Origin of the sequence: Mesobacillus jeotgali, from assembly GCF_031759225.1 — a bacterium.
In the GTDB taxonomy this organism is placed as follows: domain Bacteria; phylum Bacillota; class Bacilli; order Bacillales; family Cytobacillaceae; genus Mesobacillus; species Mesobacillus jeotgali_B.
On sequence record NZ_CP134494.1, the window covers coordinates 1 to 20,894 of the forward strand.

Genomic DNA, 20,894 nt, shown 5'->3' on the forward strand with positions numbered 1-20,894 from the left:
TTGGAGAACATTTCAGATCTCTGGAACAACGCTCTCGCTAAAATCGAGAAAAAGATCAGCAAGCCAAGTTTCGACACATGGCTCAAATCTACGAAGGCACATTCCTTGCAGGGTGATGTGCTTACGATTACAGCCCCGAATGAGTTTGCCCGTGACTGGCTGGAGGAACGTTATTCCCAGTTAATCAGCGGAATTTTGTATGAGATCACTGGTGAAGAACTCTCTGTAAAGTTCATCATTCCCCAGAACCAGAACGAAGAAGATCTCGACATTCCTTTGCCGCCTAAACGCGTGAAGAAGGAAGATGATATTCCGGATTTACCTGTCAGCATGCTGAATCCAAAGTATACATTCGATACTTTTGTCATTGGTTCAGGCAACCGTTTCGCCCATGCGGCATCGCTTGCAGTAGCTGAAGCACCGGCAAAAGCCTATAACCCTTTATTCATTTACGGGGGCGTAGGTCTTGGTAAAACCCACTTGATGCATGCAATCGGTCACTATGTTCAGGATCATAATCCGAATGCAAAAGTGGTTTATTTGTCATCTGAAAAATTCACGAATGAGTTCATCAATTCAATCAGGGACAATAAAGCGGGAGATTTCCGCAATAAGTACCGAAATGTCGATGTTCTGCTCATTGATGATATTCAATTCTTGGCTGGAAAAGAACAAACTCAGGAAGAATTCTTTCATACTTTCAATACATTGCATGAGGAAAGCAAGCAGATCGTCATCTCCAGTGACCGTCCGCCAAAAGAGATTCCTACGCTTGAAGACAGGTTGAGATCCCGCTTTGAATGGGGGCTGATTACAGATATTACACCTCCAGATCTTGAGACGAGGATTGCGATTCTCCGTAAAAAGGCGAAAGCAGAAGGCCTTGATATTCCGAATGAGGTTATGCTTTATATCGCAAATCAAATCGACTCCAACATCCGTGAATTGGAAGGAGCGTTGATCCGTGTCGTCGCTTATTCTTCACTGATCAACAAGGATATCAATGCAGACCTGGCAGCTGAAGCGCTAAAAGATATTATTCCTAGCTCCAAGCCTAAGGTGATTACAATTCTCGACATCCAAAGGGTAGTCGGGCAGCATTTCAATGTGAAGCTCGAGGATTTTAAAGCGAAGAAACGGACTAAATCCGTCGCATTCCCTAGGCAAATCGCTATGTACTTGTCCAGAGAGCTGACAGATTTCTCTCTTCCTAAGATTGGCGAGGAATTTGGAGGCCGTGACCATACAACGGTCATCCACGCACATGAAAAAATATCTAAGATGATTTCCGTTGACGCGAGCCTGCAAAAGCAGCTGAAAGATATAAATGAACAATTAAGGGTTTAGGAAAGTGTGAATAACTCTCCATTGGTTACGCACAGTCTGTCCACATGTGGATAGGCTGTGTTTCCTTTGAAGAAACCCACTTATCCACAAATCCACAGGCCCTACTAGTACTTCTACTATTTTTTTAAAACATATTAATATATGCATTTAAGAAAAAATTATTCCTAAACGGAGGCTAAAAAATGAGATTTATTATCCAGCGTGATTCATTGCTTCAAAGCGTCCAGGACGTAATGAAGGCAGTGACAAGCAGAACAACAATTCCTATTTTGACAGGTATTAAGATTGTTGCGAATGAAGAGGGAGTAACTCTTACAGGCAGCGATTCTGATATCTCAATCGAATCTTTCATTCCTAAAGAAGAAGCTGGGGATGAAATCGTTGAAATCAAACAGCCAGGATCCATTGTTTTGCAGGCGCGTTTCTTTAGTGAAATCGTTAAAAAGCTTCCTACAGACACAGTAGAAATTGAAGTCCATAATAATCTGCAGACCGTTATCCGTTCTGGGAAATCAGAATTCAACCTAAATGGACTGGATGCTGAAGAATATCCGCATCTTCCGCAAATTTCGGAAGAGCATGTATTCAAGATCCCTACGGACCTATTGAAAGGCCTGATCCGCCAGACTGTCTTTTCAGTGTCCACCTCAGAAACACGCCCCATCTTGACAGGTGTAAACTGGAAGGTCGAAAACAACGAATTAATCTGTATTGCAACAGATAGCCACAGGCTGGCATTGAGAAAAGCGAAGCTCGAAGCAGAGAACACTGGCAACTATAATGTAGTCATCCCAGGTAAAAGTTTGACCGAATTGAGCAAGATTCTTGATGACAGCTCAGAATCAGTGGATATCGTCATTACTGAAAACCAGGTACTGTTCAAAGCAAAGCATTTACTATTCTTCTCAAGACTGCTGGAAGGCAATTATCCTGACACAGGACGATTGATTCCCACTGAAAGCAAAACAGATGTAGTCGTGAACACAAAGGAATTCCTTCATGCGATCGATCGTGCATCCCTGCTTGCAAGAGAGGGAAGAAACAATGTCGTCAAGTTTTCCACGATCGAAGGCGGTGCAATCGAAGTTTCGTCCAATACACCGGAAATCGGTACCGTTGTCGAGGAAATCCAAAGCCAATCAATCGATGGCGAGGACTTGAAAATTTCATTCAGCGCGAAGTATATGATGGATGCCCTGAAAGCTTTGGAAGGAACAGAAATCCAAATCAGCTTCACAGGCGCAATGAGACCATTCGTCATTAGACCACTGCACGACGATTCCATCCTGCAGCTAATCCTGCCGGTTAGAACTTATTAACTCCATAACGCCACCAGTTTTATTGCTGGTGGTTTTTTTCTTATATAGCGAAAAAATAAGAAAATTTGTTTCTATGGAAAAAATTTAGTAAAATAAAGTATTAAGTCCTTTTGGAAGAAAAGGGTGAGAAACGTGAATGAGGAAATAAAAATTGATACGGAATATATCACGCTTGGCCAATTCCTGAAACTTGCCGATGTAATCCAATCAGGCGGAATGGCGAAGTGGTTTTTAAGTGAACATGATGTTTTTATCAATGGTGAACAAGACCAAAGAAGAGGAAGGAAGCTTCGTTCCGGAGATCAGGTATCGATTCCTGGTTTTGGCGAGTTCAGCATAACGCAATAACCCAGAGGATGAACTGTTCATGTATATAGAGGAACTGCAATTAAGAAATTACCGCAATTACCAGGGGTTAGAAGCAACATTTGAAAACAAGGTCAATGTCATCCTTGGTGAGAATGCCCAGGGGAAGACGAATGTCATGGAGTCCATCTACGTGCTGGCGATGGCAAAATCGCATCGGACCTCCAATGATAAAGATTTGATTCGCTGGGACGAGGAATATGCTAAAATAGAGGGACGGATTAAAAAAAATAACGGATCGTTGCCAATGCAGCTTGTCATTTCAAAAAAAGGCAAGAAGGCTAAAGTCAATCATCTTGAACAGAGGAAGCTAAGCCAGTATGTCGGCAATATGAATGTCGTCATGTTTGCTCCAGAGGATCTTAACCTTGTAAAAGGGAGTCCTCAGGTGAGAAGACGATTTGTCGATATGGAAATAGGGCAAGTATCCGCTGTTTATTTGCATGATATCAGCCAGTACAATAAGATTCTCCAGCAAAGGAATCATTATCTCAAACAGCTGCAGATCAAAAAGGCAACAGACCATACAATGCTCGATATCCTGACTGAACAATTTATCCAGGCGGCTGCCAGGATCATCGTGAAGCGCTTCGAATTCCTGAATTTGCTCGAACAGTGGGCATTGCCGATCCATCAGGGGATATCCAGAGGGCTGGAAGACTTAAAAATAGTCTATAAACCCTCAGCAGAGGTATCAGAAGATGACGATTTGTCGAAAATGATAGCAGTGTATGAAGAAAAATTTGCTAAAATAAAGATTAGAGAGATTGACCGGGGGACCACCATGTTCGGGCCGCACCGGGATGATCTGCAATTTTTCGTAAATTGCCGTGATGTCCAGACATTCGGATCACAGGGACAGCAGCGGACAACAGCACTGTCGGTAAAATTGGCAGAAATTGAATTGATCAATTCAGAGATTGGTGAATATCCAATCCTGCTGCTAGATGATGTCCTTTCTGAGTTAGATGATTATCGCCAATCCCACTTATTAAATACCATCCAGGGGAAAGTTCAAACCTTCGTCACGACCACTAGTGTGGATGGGATCGACCATCAGACATTGAGGGAAGCAGCCACTTATAAAGTGAAAACCGGCGAAATGTCAAGAATCCAATGAGGTGGACTACATGTATTTGCATGTTGGTGAAGAAGTCCTAGTGAGGACAAAAGATATTATCGCAATATTAGATATTGAAAGCGCCAGTTCTTCTCCATTCATGGAGGAGTTCATAACCCGCCAGGATCAGGAGATCATTCACTTGGCCAAGGGAACGGTCAAGTCAATCGTGGTAACTGGAAATCATATATACTATTCCCCATTAGCATCAGGAACATTAAAGAAACGCTCCCAAAAACTATCCGTTCAGGAATTTTAATAGATCGGCGTATTCGCAAAAAATGTCGAAAAACAACGATATATGCGAAAATAGTCAATAGATAAGTTTTCAAAAAGTTGATTGAAAATGAAAGTGTAGGTGATCGATATGGCTATGGAGGAACAATCCATGCAAGGACAAGCGTATGATGAAAACCAGATACAAGTGCTTGAGGGCCTGGAAGCTGTACGCAAACGTCCAGGGATGTATATCGGATCAACGAGTGGAAAAGGCTTGCACCATCTTGTATGGGAAATCGTTGATAACAGTATAGATGAAGCACTTGCCGGATACTGTGATGAGATTAATGTCTTCATCGAAGAAGATAACAGTATCACTGTTCAGGATAATGGCCGCGGAATCCCTGTCGGCATCCATGAAAAAATGGGAAGGCCAGCGGTTGAGGTCATCATGACAGTACTCCACGCAGGCGGAAAATTTGGCGGCGGAGGCTATAAGGTTTCCGGAGGTCTCCATGGTGTTGGTGCATCTGTTGTTAATGCCCTGTCAACGTATCTTGAAGTATTCGTCCACCGTGATGGAAAAGTCCATTATCAAAAGTTCGAACGGGGCGCTGTTGGCGACCCGCTGAAGGTCATTGATGAAACTGACCGGACGGGAACGACCGTCCACTTCAAGCCTGACCCGGAAATTTTCACAGAGACATTAGAATATGATTACGATACACTCGCAAATCGTCTTCGTGAGCTTGCCTTCCTGAACAGATCGATCAAGATCACGATTGAGGATAAGCGACCAGAAGGTAAAAAGAATGAGTATTATTACGAGGGCGGGATTAAATCCTATGTTGAGCATTTAAACCGTACCAGAGAGGTCCTTCATGAGGAGCCGATCTACATTGAGGGTGAAAAAGAAGGCATTACCGTAGAGGTAGCACTTCAATATAACGACAGCTATACAGGGAACATCTATTCTTTCGCGAATAATATCCATACCTATGAAGGCGGTACACACGAATTTGGCTTCAAAACCGCTTTGACTCGTGTGATTAATGATTATGCCCGTAAACACGGAATCTTCAAGGAAAGTGATTCAAACCTTTCAGGAGAAGACGTGCGTGAAGGCCTGACAGCAATCGTGTCAGTCAAGCACCCTGATCCACAGTTTGAGGGACAGACGAAAACAAAGCTCGGGAATTCAGAGGTCCGTACGGTAACTGACACACTCTTTTCCGACCACTTTGAAAAATTCATGCTTGAGAACCCGAATGTTGCCAGAAAGATTGTTGACAAAGGACTCATGGCAGCAAGAGCAAGACTTGCGGCTAAAAAGGCACGTGAGCTGACCAGAAGAAAGAGCGCACTTGAAATTTCAAGCTTGCCGGGCAAACTGGCAGACTGCTCTTCAAAAGACCCATCAATCAGTGAAATTTACGTCGTTGAGGGTGACTCTGCGGGCGGATCAGCCAAGCAGGGACGTGACCGCCACTTCCAGGCGATCCTGCCACTGCGCGGAAAAATCCTGAACGTTGAAAAATCACGTCTTGATAAAATTTTATCCAATAATGAAGTAAGAGCGATCATTACAGCAATCGGTACAGGAATCGGCGAGGACTTCGATCTTTCAAAAGCTCGTTACCAAAAAATCGTCATCATGACAGATGCCGATGTCGACGGTGCCCATATCCGAACTCTATTATTGACGTTCTTCTACCGATATATGAGAAAAATCCTTGAAGCAGGATACATTTATATTGCCCAGCCGCCTTTATACAAAATCCAGCAGGGCAAAAAAATCGAATATGCTTATAATGACAAACAGCTCGAACAGATTCTCGCGGAGCTTCCACAGCAGCCGAAGCCGGGCATCCAGCGCTATAAGGGTCTTGGTGAGATGAATCCTGAGCAGTTATGGGAGACAACGATGAATCCTGAAACAAGGACACTGCTTCAGGTTAGCCTTGAAGATGCAATCGAGTCGGATGAAACTTTTGAAATCCTCATGGGTGATAAAGTCGAGCCTCGACGAAATTTCATCGAGCAGAATGCACTTTATGTAAAGAACCTGGATATTTAATAATATATATGCTCAGGATAGTAGGTTTTGCCTCTATCCTGCTTTTTCTGAAGTGGCCATGGGGCCGCGCAGAGCGCTTTGCCCCTAAATGGCCATGCTGAACAGAGTTCCTAAAGGAGGTCTCTCTTAAATGTCTGAAACACCAAATCCACGTGTAAAAGAGATAAATATTAGTACCGAAATGCGGTCATCCTTCCTGGATTATGCCATGAGTGTTATCGTGGCACGTGCGCTTCCGGATGTCCGTGACGGTTTGAAGCCGGTACATAGAAGGATTCTGTACGCGATGCATGACCTTGGTATGCATTCGGATAAGGCCTACAAAAAATCAGCGAGAATCGTCGGTGAAGTCATCGGTAAGTATCACCCGCATGGTGACTCTGCTGTATACGACACAATGGTCCGTATGGCACAGGATTTCAACTACCGTTATATGCTTGTAGATGGACATGGAAACTTTGGTTCTGTCGATGGCGACGCAGCAGCGGCGATGCGTTATACAGAAGCACGTATGTCGAAGATTTCGATGGAACTTTTGCGTGACATCAATAAAGATACAATTGACTATCAGGACAACTATGACGGTTCTGAAAGAGAACCGATTGTCATGCCTTCAAGGTTCCCGAACCTGCTCGTAAACGGTACTTCCGGTATCGCGGTCGGAATGGCTACCAATATCCCTCCCCACCAGCTTGGCGAGGTTATAGATGGCGTATTGGCAATCAGTAAAGATCCTGACATGACTATCATGGAACTGATGGAGATCATCACAGGACCTGATTTCCCGACAGCGGGATTGATATTAGGACGCAGTGGCATCCGTAAAGCTTATGAGACTGGCCGAGGTTCAATTACCCTGCGTGCGAAGGTTGAAATCGAACAGAAATCAAACGGCAAGGAAGTCATTATCGTCAGGGAACTTCCTTACCAGGTCAATAAAGCCAAGCTGATCGAGAAAATCGCTGAATTAGTCCGTGATAAGAAACTTGACGGCATTACAGACCTGCGGGATGAATCTGACCGCAAGGGTATGAGAATTGTCATTGAAGTTCGCAAGGATGCCAATGCCAATGTCCTTTTAAACAACCTTTATAAACAAACTGCATTGCAGACAAGCTTTGGTATCAACCTCCTTGCGTTAGTGGATGGACAGCCGAAGGTCCTTAACCTCAAACAATGTCTGACCTATTATCTTGACCATCAGGTAGTCGTCATTCGACGCCGCACAGAGTTTGAACTTAGGAAGGCAGAAGCACGTGCCCATATTCTTGAAGGGCTGCGAATCGCGCTGGATAACCTTGATGCGGTCATCAGTCTGATCAGAAGCTCACGTACGACGGATATTGCTAGAGAAGGATTGATGACACAGTTCAAGCTATCTGAAAAGCAAGCACAGGCTATCCTTGATATGCGACTGCAGAGGCTTACGGGCTTGGAGCGCGAAAAGATCGAAGAAGAATTCCAAAATCTTATGCAGCTGATCTCAGAATTAAAAGCGATACTTGCTGATAATGAAAAAGTGCTTGAAATCATCCGTGAAGAGCTTACTGAAATCAAAGAGCGCTTTAACGATGAGCGCCGTACGGAAATCGTTTCAGGCGGTTTGGAAATGATCGAGGATGAAGACTTGATTCCTCGTGAAAACATCGTTATTACCCTGACACATAATGGCTACGTCAAGCGCCTGCCTGTATCTACATACAGAGCACAGCGTCGCGGAGGGCGCGGCATCCAGGGTATGGGAACGAATGAAGATGATTTCGTTGAACATTTAATCACCACTTCGACGCACGATACCATCCTGTTCTTTACAAACAAGGGTAAGGTATATCGTTCGAAGGGTTACGAAATCCCTGAATTCAGCCGTACAGCGAAGGGTATTCCAATCATCAACCTATTGGAAATCGAGAAAGGCGAATGGGTCAACGCCATCATTCCTGTTTCAGAATTCGTGGATGACTGGTTCCTGTTCTTCACAACCAAAGAAGGAATCTCAAAACGTTCACCGCTTTCATCGTTTGCGAATATCCGCAACAATGGACTGATTGCCCTGAACCTGCGTGAAGGCGATGAGTTGATCTCTGTCCGACTGACAGACGGCAGCAAGGAAATGATCATCGGCACGAAAAACGGCTTACTGATCCGTTTCCCTGAAACCGATGTCCGCTCTATGGGCCGTACTGCCACTGGTGTAAAGGGGATCACGCTGTCTGATGACGATGAAGTTGTTGGAATGGAAGTCCTTGAAGAAAGTGCCGAAATCCTCGTTGTAACGAAGAACGGTTACGGTAAAAGAACACCTTCTGAAGAATACAGAAGGCAAGGACGCGGCGGTAAAGGAATAAAGACTTGTAACATCACCGATAAAAACGGCGACCTTGTGACGATGAAAGTTGTCACTGGTGAGGAAGACCTCATGCTTATCACAACAGGCGGTGTTCTGATCCGAATACCTGTAAGTTCTATCTCCATGACAGGACGTAACACGCAAGGGGTAAAACTGATCAGCCTTAACAAAGCAGAAAATGAATATGTGGCGACAGTGGCTAAGGTTGATAAAGAAGAAGAAAAGCCAGAAGACTTAGAACTGGATGAGAATGCAGAGGCTTCAGATAATCCTGAAGAAGTAAGCAGTGAGAATGCAGAAGCACCAGTTGATCCTGAAGAAGTAGGCAGTGAAGATACAGCGCCAGCTGATGAGGATGAAGAATAAACTTTTTGAGAGGAACACAAAAATGTGTTCCTCTTTTTTGGTAAAATAAAGTAAAATAATTGTAAGAAAATTAAAATTCTGGGGTGGATAGCCTTGCGCGTACTAACAGACAACCTCAAAGAGGGCTGTATCCTTGCTGAAGATGTTTTAAGTAAAACGAATAGACCCATCATGAACAAAAAAACAGTATTGTCAGAACATCTAATAGAAATCCTGAAAGTTTTTCTGATAAAAGAAGTGGATGTTGAAAAAACATTGGTGAATGGATTGCCTTTTCTGGCGCCATCGACTGGCAGCGATAAGAAAGCGAACATGAATTCTAATGAAGGCGGAGAAGCTTTCCTCGACATGTTCTTACAGGCCAGGCAGAATTTCAAGAAGGAATTTATCTCATGGCAATCAGGGATGCAAATAGATATTGCTAAACTAAGAACAATTATTGTCCCACTGATCGAGCAGTCAGAGATGACTTCTTCAGATATATTCAATCTTCATCATTATTCTACCAAGAATGAATACATATATGATCATCCATTGGCTGTAGGGATTATCAGTGCCTTCATTGCAAAAAAGCTGAATTACAGCAAAGGGGATATCACACAAATCGCACTTGCAGGATGTTTATCTGATTGCGGGATGGCAAAAATCAGTCCTACTCTCCTGAATAAAACTACTACCTTAACAGTAGATGAATTTGAAGAGATTAAAAAGCATCCTACATATAGCTATCAGATGGTAAAGAACAGTCCCTTGCTTAAGGACGGAACGAAAATTGCGATTCTTCATCATCACGAAAGAATGGATGGAAGCGGCTATCCATTTGGCGAAAGGGCAAACAGGATTCATCCTTTTGCAAAAATCCTTGCCGTAGCCGATTCTTTCCATGCGATGACTTCGGAAAGGATCTATAAGCCGAAGCATTCTCCGTTTAAAGTGCTAGAGATGATCAATGAGGAGCTATTCGGGGAATTTGACATTACTGCACTGAAAGCATTGAGTTCTGCGATTATGAATTATTCAGTTGGCACAAAGATTCGCCTTTCTGATGGACAGGCAGCTGAAATCATCTTTGTGGAGGAAAAGAATCCAGCAAGGCCGATGGTTAAATTACTGGAGACAGACCAGATTCTTGCATTGGAAAAGAACAGGTACTTACATATTGAGGAGTTCATTCAGTAGCCGGCTATTTACAAGCCGGCTTTTGTTTTTCCCTATAATGTTTTAAACATCAACTCGATAATTTTAATAAAATGGTTTGAAAGTGTTGCATTCATATAAATTGCCTGATATAATCTTCAAAGTCAGTAACGAGACAACAGCATGAACTTAATAGTTTTTGAAAAAAGTTATTGACTTATACCGCAAGCAAATGTTATATTATTAAAGTCGCTTCTGAGCGGCGCGCATGATTTGCTCTTTGAAAACTAAACAAACAAGCGTCAACAAACAATAAATTTTCATGGCTTCTATTATAGAAGATCATGAGCCAACGTTTTAACTTTATGAGCTAACTCATAACTCTTTCTTGGAGAGTTTGATCCTGGCTCAGGACGAACGCTGGCGGCGTGCCTAATACATGCAAGTCGAGCGGATCTTCATTAGCTTGCTTTTGAAGATCAGCGGCGGACGGGTGAGTAACACGTGGGCAACCTGCCTGTAAGACTGGGATAACTTCGGGAAACCGGAGCTAATACCGGATAATCCTTTCCCTCACATGAGGGAAAGCTGAAAGACGGTTTCGGCTGTCACTTACAGATGGGCCCGCGGCGCATTAGCTAGTTGGTGAGGTAACGGCTCACCAAGGCAACGATGCGTAGCCGACCTGAGAGGGTGATCGGCCACACTGGGACTGAGACACGGCCCAGACTCCTACGGGAGGCAGCAGTAGGGAATCTTCCGCAATGGACGAAAGTCTGACGGAGCAACGCCGCGTGAGCGATGAAGGCCTTCGGGTCGTAAAGCTCTGTTGTCAGGGAAGAACAAGTACCGGAGTAACTGCCGGTACCTTGACGGTACCTGACCAGAAAGCCACGGCTAACTACGTGCCAGCAGCCGCGGTAATACGTAGGTGGCAAGCGTTGTCCGGAATTATTGGGCGTAAAGCGCGCGCAGGCGGTTCCTTAAGTCTGATGTGAAAGCCCCCGGCTCAACCGGGGAGGGTCATTGGAAACTGGGGAACTTGAGTGCAGAAGAGGAGAGCGGAATTCCACGTGTAGCGGTGAAATGCGTAGAGATGTGGAGGAACACCAGTGGCGAAGGCGGCTCTCTGGTCTGTAACTGACGCTGAGGCGCGAAAGCGTGGGGAGCGAACAGGATTAGATACCCTGGTAGTCCACGCCGTAAACGATGAGTGCTAAGTGTTAGAGGGTTTCCGCCCTTTAGTGCTGCAGCAAACGCATTAAGCACTCCGCCTGGGGAGTACGGCCGCAAGGCTGAAACTCAAAGGAATTGACGGGGGCCCGCACAAGCGGTGGAGCATGTGGTTTAATTCGAAGCAACGCGAAGAACCTTACCAGGTCTTGACATCCTCTGACAACCCTAGAGATAGGGCGTTCCCCTTCGGGGGACAGAGTGACAGGTGGTGCATGGTTGTCGTCAGCTCGTGTCGTGAGATGTTGGGTTAAGTCCCGCAACGAGCGCAACCCTTGATCTTAGTTGCCAGCATTCAGTTGGGCACTCTAAGGTGACTGCCGGTGACAAACCGGAGGAAGGTGGGGATGACGTCAAATCATCATGCCCCTTATGACCTGGGCTACACACGTGCTACAATGGATGGAACAAAGGGTCGCGAAGCCGCGAGGTCGAGCCAATCCCATAAATCCATTCTCAGTTCGGATTGCAGGCTGCAACTCGCCTGCATGAAGCCGGAATCGCTAGTAATCGCGGATCAGCATGCCGCGGTGAATACGTTCCCGGGCCTTGTACACACCGCCCGTCACACCACGAGAGTTTGTAACACCCGAAGTCGGTGGGGTAACCTTTTGGAGCCAGCCGCCTAAGGTGGGACAGATGATTGGGGTGAAGTCGTAACAAGGTAGCCGTATCGGAAGGTGCGGCTGGATCACCTCCTTTCTAAGGATATTGCCGTAATGGCAATCGGAATGCGAATCTTACGATTCGTACTTGTTGATTAGCTTGTTTGTTTAGTTTTGAGGGAGTAATTCCTCTATATATGATATATGGGCCTATAGCTCAGCTGGTTAGAGCGCACGCCTGATAAGCGTGAGGTCGGTGGTTCGAGTCCACTTAGGCCCACCATATATCTTTCATAACGGGGCCTTAGCTCAGCTGGGAGAGCGCCTGCCTTGCACGCAGGAGGTCAGCGGTTCGATCCCGCTAGGCTCCACCATGTCGCTTTTATAGCGCATACTTTGTTCCTTGAAAACTAGATAATCGTAAGTAAGAAGAACCAAGAAAAACCGAGTGATCGCCATTTTAGTTTTCTCTCTATTCAATAGAGAAATGACCTTTTAGGTTAAGTTAGAAAGGGCGCACGGTGGATGCCTTGGCACTAGGAGCCGATGAAGGACGGGACTAACACCGATATGCTTCGGGGAGCTGTAAGTAAGCTTTGATCCGGAGATTTCCGAATGGGGAAACCCACTGTTCGTAATGGAACAGTATCTTTACCTGAATACATAGGGTATTGAAGGCAGACCCGGGGAACTGAAACATCTAAGTACCCGGAGGAAGAGAAAGCAAACGCGATTCCCTGAGTAGCGGCGAGCGAAACGGGACATAGCCCAAACCAAGAGGCTTGCCTCTTGGGGTTGTAGGACACTCTACATGGAGTTACAAAGGAACGGGGTAGATGAAGTGGTCTGGAAAGGCCCGTCAGAGAAGGTAAAAACCCTGTAGTTGAAACTTCGTTCCCTCCTGAGTGGATCCTGAGTACGGCGGGACACGTGAAATCCCGTCGGAAGCTGGGAGGACCATCTCCCAAGGCTAAATACTCCCTAGTGACCGATAGTGAACCAGTACCGTGAGGGAAAGGTGAAAAGCACCCCGGAAGGGGAGTGAAAGAGATCCTGAAACCGTGTGCCTACAAGTAGTCAGAGCCCGTTCATGGGTGATGGCGTGCCTTTTGTAGAATGAACCGGCGAGTTACGATTACATGCAAGGTTAAGTTGAGAAGACGGAGCCGCAGCGAAAGCGAGTCTGAATAGGGCGAATGAGTATGTGGTCGTAGACCCGAAACCAGGTGATCTACCCATGTCCAGGGTGAAGGTTGGGTAACACCAACTGGAGGCCCGAACCCACGCACGTTGAAAAGTGCGGGGATGAGGTGTGGGTAGCGGAGAAATTCCAATCGAACTTGGAGATAGCTGGTTCTCTCCGAAATAGCTTTAGGGCTAGCCTCACGTTGTAAGAGTCTTGGAGGTAGAGCACTGTTTGGACTAGGGGCCCTCATCGGGTTACCGAATTCAGACAAACTCCGAATGCCAAAGACTTATCCGTGGGAGTCAGACTGCGAGTGATAAGATCCGTAGTCAAAAGGGAAACAGCCCAGACCACCAGCTAAGGTCCCAAAGTATACGTTAAGTGGAAAAGGATGTGGAGTTGCTTAGACAACCAGGATGTTGGCTTAGAAGCAGCCACCATTTAAAGAGTGCGTAATAGCTCACTGGTCGAGTGACTCTGCGCCGAAAATGTACCGGGGCTAAACGTATCACCGAAGCTGTGGATTGACATCTTAGATGTCAGTGGTAGGAGAGCGTTCTAAGGGCGTTGAAGTCAGACCGTAAGGACTGGTGGAGCGCTTAGAAGTGAGAATGCCGGTATGAGTAGCGAAAGATGGGTGAGAATCCCATCCACCGAATGCCTAAGGTTTCCTGAGGAAGGCTCGTCCTCTCAGGGTTAGTCGGGACCTAAGCCGAGGCCGAAAGGCGTAGGCGATGGACAACAGGTTGATATTCCTGTACCACCTCTTTATCGTTTGAGCGACGGGGGGACGCAGGAGGATAGGGTAAGCGCGCTGTTGGATATGCGCGTCTAAGCAGTTAGGCTGCAAGTGAGGCAAATCCCGCTTGCGTGAAGGCTGAGCTGTGACAGCGAGGGAAATATAGTACCGAAGTTCCTGATTCCACACTGCCAAGAAAAGCCTCTAGCGAGATAAATGGTGCCCGTACCGCAAACCGACACAGGTAGGCGAGGAGAGAATCCTAAGGTGAGCGAGAGAACTCTCGTTAAGGAACTCGGCAAAATGACCCCGTAACTTCGGGAGAAGGGGTGCTCATTTGGGTGAATAGCCCGGATGAGCCGCAGTGAATAGGCCCAGGCGACTGTTTAGCAAAAACACAGGTCTCTGCGAAGCCGCAAGGCGAAGTATAGGGGCTGACGCCTGCCCGGTGCTGGAAGGTTAAGAGGAGGGGTTAGCTCACGCGAAGCTCTGAATCGAAGCCCCAGTAAACGGCGGCCGTAACTATAACGGTCCTAAGGTAGCGAAATTCCTTGTCGGGTAAGTTCCGACCCGCACGAAAGGCGTAACGATCTGGGCACTGTCTCAACGAGAGACTCGGTGAAATTATAGTACCTGTGAAGATGCAGGTTACCCGCGACAGGACGGAAAGACCCCGTGGAGCTTTACTGTAGCCTGATATTGAATTTTGGTACAGCTTGTACAGGATAGGTAGGAGCCTGAGAAACCGGAGCGCCAGCTTCGGTGGAGGCGTCGGTGGGATACTACCCTGGCTGTATTGAAATTCTAACCCGCGCCCCTGATCGGGGCGGGAGACAGTGTCAGGTGGGCAGTTTGACTGGGGCGGTCGCCTCCTAAAGAGTAACGGAGGCGCCCAAAGGTTCCCTCAGAATGGTTGGAAATCATTCGCAGAGTGTAAAGGCACAAGGGAGCTTGACTGCGAGACCTACAAGTCGAGCAGGGACGAAAGTCGGGCTTAGTGATCCGGTGGTTCCGCATGGAAGGGCCATCGCTCAACGGATAAAAGCTACCCCGGGGATAACAGGCTTATCTCCCCCAAGAGTCCACATCGACGGGGAGGTTTGGCACCTCGATGTCGGCTCATCGCATCCTGGGGCTGTAGTCGGTCCCAAGGGTTGGGCTGTTCGCCCATTAAAGCGGTACGCGAGCTGGGTTCAGAACGTCGTGAGACAGTTCGGTCCCTATCCGTCGTGGGCGCAGGAAATTTGAGAGGAGCTGTCCTTAGTACGAGAGGACCGGGATGGACGCACCGCTGGTGTACCAGTTGTCTTGCCAAAGGCATCGCTGGGTAGCTATGTGCGGACGGGATAAGTGCTGAAAGCATCTAAGCATGAAGCCCCCCTCAAGATGAGATTTCCCATAGCGCAAGCTAGTAAGAACCCTGAAAGATGATCAGGTTGATAGGTCAGAGGTGGAAGCGCGGTGACGTGTGGAGCTGACTGATACTAATCGTTCGAGGACTTAACCAAATTGATCATTCGTTCTTCTTGAATTCTTCTTACAACATTATCTAGTTTTGAAGGAATAAATACTTTCCTTCCAATCAAATAGTCTGGTGGCGATGGCGAGAAGGTCACACCCGTTCCCATACCGAACACGGAAGTTAAGCTTCTCAGCGCCGATGGTAGTTGGGGGTTTCCCCCTGTGAGAGTAGGACGCCGCCGGGCACGCAAAAGAACAGCTGTAATGGCTGTTCTTTTTTTGTGTGCAGATTTATAAAAGATACCGGAAATAGTCCAGCAGATGATAATATGCGATTGGCTTTAGACAGGTTTGGTGGGAAAGCAGGAAAAGTTGTCAGAACCTGATCCAACTTCAGACAGGTTTGGAGAAAAAGCAGGAAAAGTTGTCAGAAGAAGAGCCGTCTTTAGACAGGTTTGGAGGTAATGCACAAAAAGTTGTCAGAAGTAGAGGCGACTTCAGACAGGTTTGTAGGCAAACAAAGAAAAGTTGTCAGAACCTGATCCAACTTCAGACAGGTTTGAAGGTAAAGCAGAAAAAGTTGTCAAAAGAAGAGCCAACTTCAGACAGGTTTGTAGGTAAAGCACAAAAAGTTGTCAGAAGAAGAGCCAACTTCAGACAGGTTTGGAGAAAAAGCAGGAAAAGTTGTCAGAAGAAGAGCCAACTTTAGACAGGTTTGGTGGAAAAGCAGGAAAAGTTGTCCGAATTAGAAGCAGCTTCAGACAGGTTTAGATGAAACTAACCAAAAGCTGTCCGAACTAGATTTCCTATAAAAGAAAAAGTACCTTTTTCTCCATTAGCCCATATAACTAAAACCCTCTGATCCGTTCAGAGGGTTTGCTGCTTATTATTTCTTTTTCTTGCCCAAGGATTGCAGTTGGTCCATGACCTTCGCGCGTGACTTTTGGTCTTTTAGCAAGTATGCTGTTCCTAGAGCCACTGTAGTCATCATTAGTTTTTTTCTATCCATATTAAAACCTCCTCTGGTTATTGGTGTCCATGTTTATGGAATTCCCGATGCAGGCTTAACTAAACATTTTATCTTCTTCCTGAATCTCACCAAAAGTCTTTATCCCTTGATATTATTACTTATTCATTAGGTACTGGTAAATTAAGTAAGGACCCTTTTTCAGTGTCGATTTTAAAAAGGACTGGATCAGTGGATAGTCTTCATTGGGCATCATCTTGATTAACTCACTCCACCATTCTGTTTCATAGCGGGCGATCATTCCAAGATTATAAAGCAATAGATAGTGCAGAAGCAGTTCTGGAAATAGAAACAGGTCGCTTTTTTTTAAAGGGAATACGTAATGCTGTTCTTCAAGATTGTACTTTATAGGCTCAGTTGTACCATTTAGGTTCCCTTCAAATCTGATTAGATTGGGATCCTCTATAAAAGTCAACGGAGCAGAGGATTTCGTTTGAAAGAATTCTTTAAAGCGATTCTCTGTCATATGAAAATGGTCGATGATCGATTTAGGCATAGAAAAACCTGAATTGGCAGCTGTGATGATTTCAAAATTTTGCTTTCCTCTCAAGTCGGAATAGATCCCGGACAATTCCGGAATCAGTTCCATCACATCTCCCATTGTGGCTTTTTCACCTTCCAATTGTTTCATGTGGAACATTTTTTCTGCCATTAATGAGAACAATCCATTCTTTTGGAATTTCACTTCATCCTCTGTGAAGCTGTATTGTTGTTTTTTCCGTTTCCTTGTAGAAACGCCATGCGCAAGAACAGATGTGGTTTCAGGGTAATCAGGTTCAACTGTCAGGATGCACGCTTTTATAAGATGGACAAGTCCATAAAAGAGCAGGATAGGCTGGATGGCCAGAGGAGCTTTTTCTGCCTGTTCGTAGTAAAGCTTCCCATGTTCGAGATAATACATAAAGGGATAACAGTTTTCGAAGCTTTTCATGTCAGGCTGTTCGATGTTGATTTTACGATAGCATTTTTTCAGATAGGCTTGTGCATACTCTGCTGAAAAAAAGAGAGTATAGCTGTTCCATTCTTTATAAGGCTTAGACACATGAAAAACCTCCAAGTTATTTGAAAAGTCTAACAAATAATAACCTTCTTGACAGTATTTTAACCAATTGATAACCTACAAATAATATTTTCTTAAAGGGGGTCATTTACTATGTGGGAAAGTAAATTTGCAAAAGAAGGATTAACGTTTGATGATGTGCTGTTGGTGCCTGCCAAATCCGAGGTATTGCCAAAAGATGTGAGCCTGCAGGTCAACCTGACTGAGACTCTGAAGTTGAATATACCAATCATCAGTGCTGGCATGGATACTGTAACAGAATCTGAACTAGCCATCTCGATTGCTAGGCAGGGCGGCCTTGGGGTCATACATAAAAACATGTCGATAGAGCAGCAGGCAGACCAGGTCGATAAAGTGAAGCGTTCTGAAAGTGGAGTCATAACGGATCCGTTCTTTTTAACTCCTGAGCATCAAGTATTTGATGCTGAACATTTGATGGGGAAATACCGGATCTCGGGTGTCCCAATCGTCAACAATGAGGAAGAACAGAAGCTTGTTGGAATCATCACCAACCGTGATATGCGTTTTATCCAGGATTACTCCATTAAAATCGAAGATGTCATGACGAAGACTGAACTGGTGACTGCTTCGGTGGGAACTACCCTTGAAGAAGCAGAGAAGATCCTTCAGCGCCATAAGATTGAAAAGCTCCCACTAGTAAATGACGAAGGCGTATTGAAAGGGCTCATCACCATTAAAGATATTGAAAAAGTAATCGAGTTTCCGAACTCTTCGAAGGATTCAAAAGGTCGCTTGTTGTGCGGTGCAGCAGTCGGTGTAACAGGCGATACGATGAAACGTGTTGAAATGCTTGTGAAATCTCATGTAGATGTAATCGTTGTCGATACCGCGCATGGTCACTCAAAGGGTGTAATTGATACGGTAAGGCAGATACGTGAAAGCTATCCGGACTTGAATATTATTGCCGGAAATGTTGCTACAGCTGAAGCCACTAGAGACTTGATAGAAGCAGGTGCCGATATCGTAAAGGTTGGGATCGGACCAGGTTCTATCTGTACAACGAGGGTTGTGGCAGGTGTTGGTGTTCCGCAAATTACCGCAGTATATGATTGTGCGACAGAAGCTCGAAAGCACGGCAAGGCAATCATTGCAGACGGCGGGATCAAATATTCAGGAGATATCGTTAAGGCACTTGCAGCCGGAGGCCACGCTGTGATGCTCGGAAGCTTGCTTGCGGGTGTCAGTGAAAGTCCGGGAGAAACTGAAATCTATCAAGGAAGACGCTTCAAAGTATACCGCGGAATGGGATCTGTTGGAGCAATGGAAAAGGGATCTAAGGATCGTTACTTCCAGGAAGACAATAAGAAGTTCGTTCCAGAAGGTATAGAGGGCAGGATACCGTATAAAGGGCCACTTACAGATACAATCTATCAACTCGTTGGTGGCATTCGTTCAGGAATGGGATACTGTGGAACAGCTAATCTCGAGGAATTGAGAGAGAATGCCCAATTCATCAAGATGACAGGAGCGGGTTTAAGGGAAAGTCACCCGCATGACGTCCAGATCACGAAAGAAGCACCGAATTACTCCATGAGCTGATTTTTATAGTTGAATATAGAAGGAACTACGACTTTTTACCTGCATATCAGCCGTTTTTTCCTGATTTTACATTAGACAGAGTGACTATTCTCTGTCTATTTTTTTCATTTTTTTTATGTTAAACTATACGGGTGTGATTTTTTTGAGAGTGAAAAATATGTTAGTTTTATAGATTATTTAGGTTTTTTTCGTGAAATTTGCTGCTTGCACGACTGCAGGCTTTCCTGCAAACGAGGCTTGTCGGACCGCAGCATCCGAAGCGAAAACAATCATTATATTGAAAAATTTGGAGGGAAAGTCATCTTGATTCGTAAACAGAAACAGCTTTCAATGTTCTTTGTTGCATTTATTTTAACGATTACAACCGTCTTTTCAGGATTCTCAACGGAAGCTGAAGCAGCAGAAGGTCAACTAGGCATCGATGCCGAGGCAGCCATGCTGATTGATGCAGATACAGGCCGAGTTTTATATGAGAAAAATTCAGATGTCGTTCTTGGCGTAGCTTCCATGGCAAAAATGATGACAGAATATATGGTTCTCGAAGCAGTTAAAGAAGGAAAGCTGAAATGGGACCAAAAGGTAAAAATCAATGAGTATGTCCATAAATTATCTGCTGCACCTGGACTATCCAATGTTGGGTTAACTCAAGGTGAAGACTATACAGTAAAAGAACTATATGAAGCGATGGCAATCCATTCCGGAAATGCTGCTACCGTCGCACTAGCAGAGGTCCTTTCTGGAACAGAAAAGAACCATGTCGAAAAAATGAACAAAAAAGCTGCTGAGCTCGGCTTGAAGGATTATAAATTTGTTAACTCTTCAGGATTGAACAATAGCGATCTTTTAGGACAGCATCCTGCGGGCAATCCGGATGAAGAGAATGTCATGTCTGCCCGCTCATTGGCGAAGCTTGCTTTCCATTTATTGAATGATTACCCGGAAGTATTGGATACAGCAAGCATGCCTTCCTTGAAGTTCCGCGACGGACGTGAATATAAGAACTTTAACTGGATGCTTCCAGGTCTTATCTACCAATACGAAGGTGTCGATGGTTTAAAGACAGGATCGACTGATTTTGCAGGCTATGGCTTTACAGCTACTGCAATGAGAAATGACCAAAGAGTCATTTCTGTTGTCATGAAGGCAGACTCCAAGGACAGCCGTTTTTCTGAAACGCGCAAAATCCTCGACTTTGCTTTCAGTAATTTTACAGAAGAAGAGCTTGTGAAAAAGAATCACCAGATCAAAGGCAAGAAGACCCTTCCGGTTACAAAAGGGAAGGAAGACAGCGTGAAGATCCAATCTAAAGATGCCATTACGATGACAATCAGGAATGGTGAAAAGGATCAATATGAACCAGTACTTGTACTGGATAAGAAGAAGCTGAATAAAAATGGCGAACTGACTGCTCCGATCAAGAAAGGTGAACAAGTTGGCTATATGACTGTTAAGTCCAAGAAGGATGAAAACATCAGCTTTTTAACAGAAGAAGGACAAAAGCAAGTCCAGGTACCAGTTGTCGCTGCTGAAAGTGTCGAAAAGGCAAACTGGTTCGTGCTGATGATGCGCGGAATCGGCGGTTTCTTCGGAGATCTGTTCGGTGGAGTAGCGGATACAGTCAAGGGCTGGTTTTAAATAATGTTTGGGTTTCCTGTCTTGACAGGAAACCTTTTTTATTGTTTATTTTCAATAGGGATAACTTAATTCCGACTAATCAAGTCTGGT

General features: G+C 45.2%; 13 protein-coding genes, 2 tRNA genes and 3 rRNA genes. 16 read left to right on the forward strand and 2 right to left on the reverse strand.

Annotation, left to right across the window (positions count from 1 at the left end; translation table 11 throughout):
• The 14 genes from dnaA (at position 1) to RH061_RS00070 (ending at position 16,231) form a co-directional block, all read left to right on the forward strand.
• Entirely contained in the window at positions 1 to 1,347 is a 1,347-nt protein-coding gene (dnaA, locus tag RH061_RS00005) for a chromosomal replication initiator protein DnaA (RefSeq protein ID WP_311073144.1), read from the forward strand.
• A 182-nt stretch (positions 1,348 to 1,529) separates the two neighbouring features.
• Positions 1,530 to 2,666, forward strand: coding sequence for a DNA polymerase III subunit beta (dnaN, locus tag RH061_RS00010; protein ID WP_311073145.1), 1,137 nt, complete (start codon positions 1,530 to 1,532; stop codon positions 2,664 to 2,666).
• A 132-nt stretch (positions 2,667 to 2,798) separates the two neighbouring features.
• Positions 2,799 to 3,014, forward strand: coding sequence for a S4 domain-containing protein YaaA (yaaA, locus tag RH061_RS00015; protein ID WP_023613365.1), 216 nt, complete (start codon positions 2,799 to 2,801; stop codon positions 3,012 to 3,014).
• A 19-nt stretch (positions 3,015 to 3,033) separates the two neighbouring features.
• On the forward strand, positions 3,034 to 4,152 hold the full coding sequence (gene recF / locus RH061_RS00020) for a DNA replication/repair protein RecF (RefSeq protein WP_311073147.1): 1,119 nt from the start codon (positions 3,034 to 3,036) through the stop codon (positions 4,150 to 4,152).
• Between the two features lie 10 nt (positions 4,153 to 4,162).
• Complete coding sequence (gene remB / locus RH061_RS00025) at positions 4,163 to 4,411, forward strand: extracellular matrix regulator RemB (protein ID WP_167830950.1); 249 nt, start codon at positions 4,163 to 4,165, stop codon at positions 4,409 to 4,411.
• Between the two features lie 108 nt (positions 4,412 to 4,519).
• Positions 4,520 to 6,448 carry a DNA topoisomerase (ATP-hydrolyzing) subunit B gene (gyrB, locus tag RH061_RS00030; RefSeq protein WP_396654839.1) on the forward strand — a complete coding sequence of 643 codons (1,929 nt, stop codon included), beginning with the start codon at positions 4,520 to 4,522 and terminating at the stop codon, positions 6,446 to 6,448.
• A gap of 130 nt (positions 6,449 to 6,578) precedes the next feature.
• Positions 6,579 to 9,161 carry a DNA gyrase subunit A gene (gyrA, locus tag RH061_RS00035; protein ID WP_311073150.1) on the forward strand — a complete coding sequence of 861 codons (2,583 nt, stop codon included), beginning with the start codon at positions 6,579 to 6,581 and terminating at the stop codon, positions 9,159 to 9,161.
• A 93-nt stretch (positions 9,162 to 9,254) separates the two neighbouring features.
• The gene (locus RH061_RS00040; protein WP_311073151.1) at positions 9,255 to 10,340 is read left to right on the forward strand and encodes an HD-GYP domain-containing protein; all 1,086 of its coding nucleotides are present in this window, start codon (positions 9,255 to 9,257) and stop codon (positions 10,338 to 10,340) included.
• 343 nt (positions 10,341 to 10,683) lie between these two features.
• Positions 10,684 to 12,233 (forward strand): 16S ribosomal RNA (locus RH061_RS00045).
• A gap of 109 nt (positions 12,234 to 12,342) precedes the next feature.
• Positions 12,343 to 12,419, forward strand: a tRNA-Ile gene (locus RH061_RS00050).
• 15 nt (positions 12,420 to 12,434) lie between these two features.
• Positions 12,435 to 12,510: transfer RNA gene (locus RH061_RS00055), tRNA-Ala, on the forward strand.
• A gap of 124 nt (positions 12,511 to 12,634) precedes the next feature.
• A 23S ribosomal RNA gene (locus RH061_RS00060) occupies positions 12,635 to 15,569 on the forward strand.
• An 82-nt stretch (positions 15,570 to 15,651) separates the two neighbouring features.
• A 5S ribosomal RNA gene (gene rrf, locus RH061_RS00065) occupies positions 15,652 to 15,767 on the forward strand.
• The 16S, 23S and 5S rRNA genes sit together here with 2 tRNA genes alongside, the layout of an rRNA operon.
• A gap of 179 nt (positions 15,768 to 15,946) precedes the next feature.
• Positions 15,947 to 16,231, forward strand: coding sequence for a hypothetical protein (locus RH061_RS00070; protein WP_311073152.1), 285 nt, complete (start codon positions 15,947 to 15,949; stop codon positions 16,229 to 16,231).
• 177 nt (positions 16,232 to 16,408) lie between these two features.
• On the opposite strand, the gene RH061_RS00075 is transcribed toward RH061_RS00070, so the two are convergent.
• Both RH061_RS00075 and RH061_RS00080 read right to left on the reverse strand, forming a co-directional pair.
• Positions 16,409 to 16,531, reverse strand: coding sequence for a hypothetical protein (locus RH061_RS00075; RefSeq protein WP_023613358.1), 123 nt, complete (start codon positions 16,529 to 16,531; stop codon positions 16,409 to 16,411).
• A 115-nt stretch (positions 16,532 to 16,646) separates the two neighbouring features.
• A complete protein-coding gene (locus tag RH061_RS00080; RefSeq protein ID WP_311073153.1) occupies positions 16,647 to 17,591 on the reverse strand; it encodes a YaaC family protein in 945 nt (314 codons plus the stop codon).
• Positions 17,592 to 17,702: 111 nt separating this feature from the next.
• On the opposite strand from RH061_RS00080, the gene guaB reads away from it, so the two are divergent.
• Together guaB and RH061_RS00090 are read left to right on the forward strand one after the other, a co-directional pair.
• Positions 17,703 to 19,169, forward strand: a complete 1,467-nt coding sequence (gene guaB, locus RH061_RS00085; protein WP_311073155.1) for an IMP dehydrogenase — start codon at positions 17,703 to 17,705, stop codon at positions 19,167 to 19,169.
• A gap of 306 nt (positions 19,170 to 19,475) precedes the next feature.
• Positions 19,476 to 20,804, forward strand: a complete 1,329-nt coding sequence (locus tag RH061_RS00090; protein ID WP_311076218.1) for a serine hydrolase — start codon at positions 19,476 to 19,478, stop codon at positions 20,802 to 20,804.
• The last annotated feature ends 90 nt before the right edge of the window (positions 20,805 to 20,894 follow it).

Excerpts from the sequence above, each read along its gene's own strand:
- dnaN (WP_311073145.1), top strand. The coding sequence starts at position 1,530 with ATGAGATTTATTATCCAGCGTGATTCATTGCTTCAAAGCGTCCAGGAC.
- recF (WP_311073147.1), top strand. The coding sequence starts at position 3,034 with ATGTATATAGAGGAACTGCAATTAAGAAATTACCGCAATTACCAGGGG.
- remB (WP_167830950.1), top strand. The coding sequence starts at position 4,163 with ATGTATTTGCATGTTGGTGAAGAAGTCCTAGTGAGGACAAAAGATATT.
- gyrB (WP_396654839.1), top strand. The coding sequence starts at position 4,520 with ATGGCTATGGAGGAACAATCCATGCAAGGACAAGCGTATGATGAAAAC.
- gyrA (WP_311073150.1), top strand. The coding sequence starts at position 6,579 with ATGTCTGAAACACCAAATCCACGTGTAAAAGAGATAAATATTAGTACC.
- RH061_RS00075 (WP_023613358.1), bottom strand. The coding sequence starts at position 16,531 with ATGGATAGAAAAAAACTAATGATGACTACAGTGGCTCTAGGAACAGCA.
- guaB (WP_311073155.1), top strand. The coding sequence starts at position 17,703 with ATGTGGGAAAGTAAATTTGCAAAAGAAGGATTAACGTTTGATGATGTG.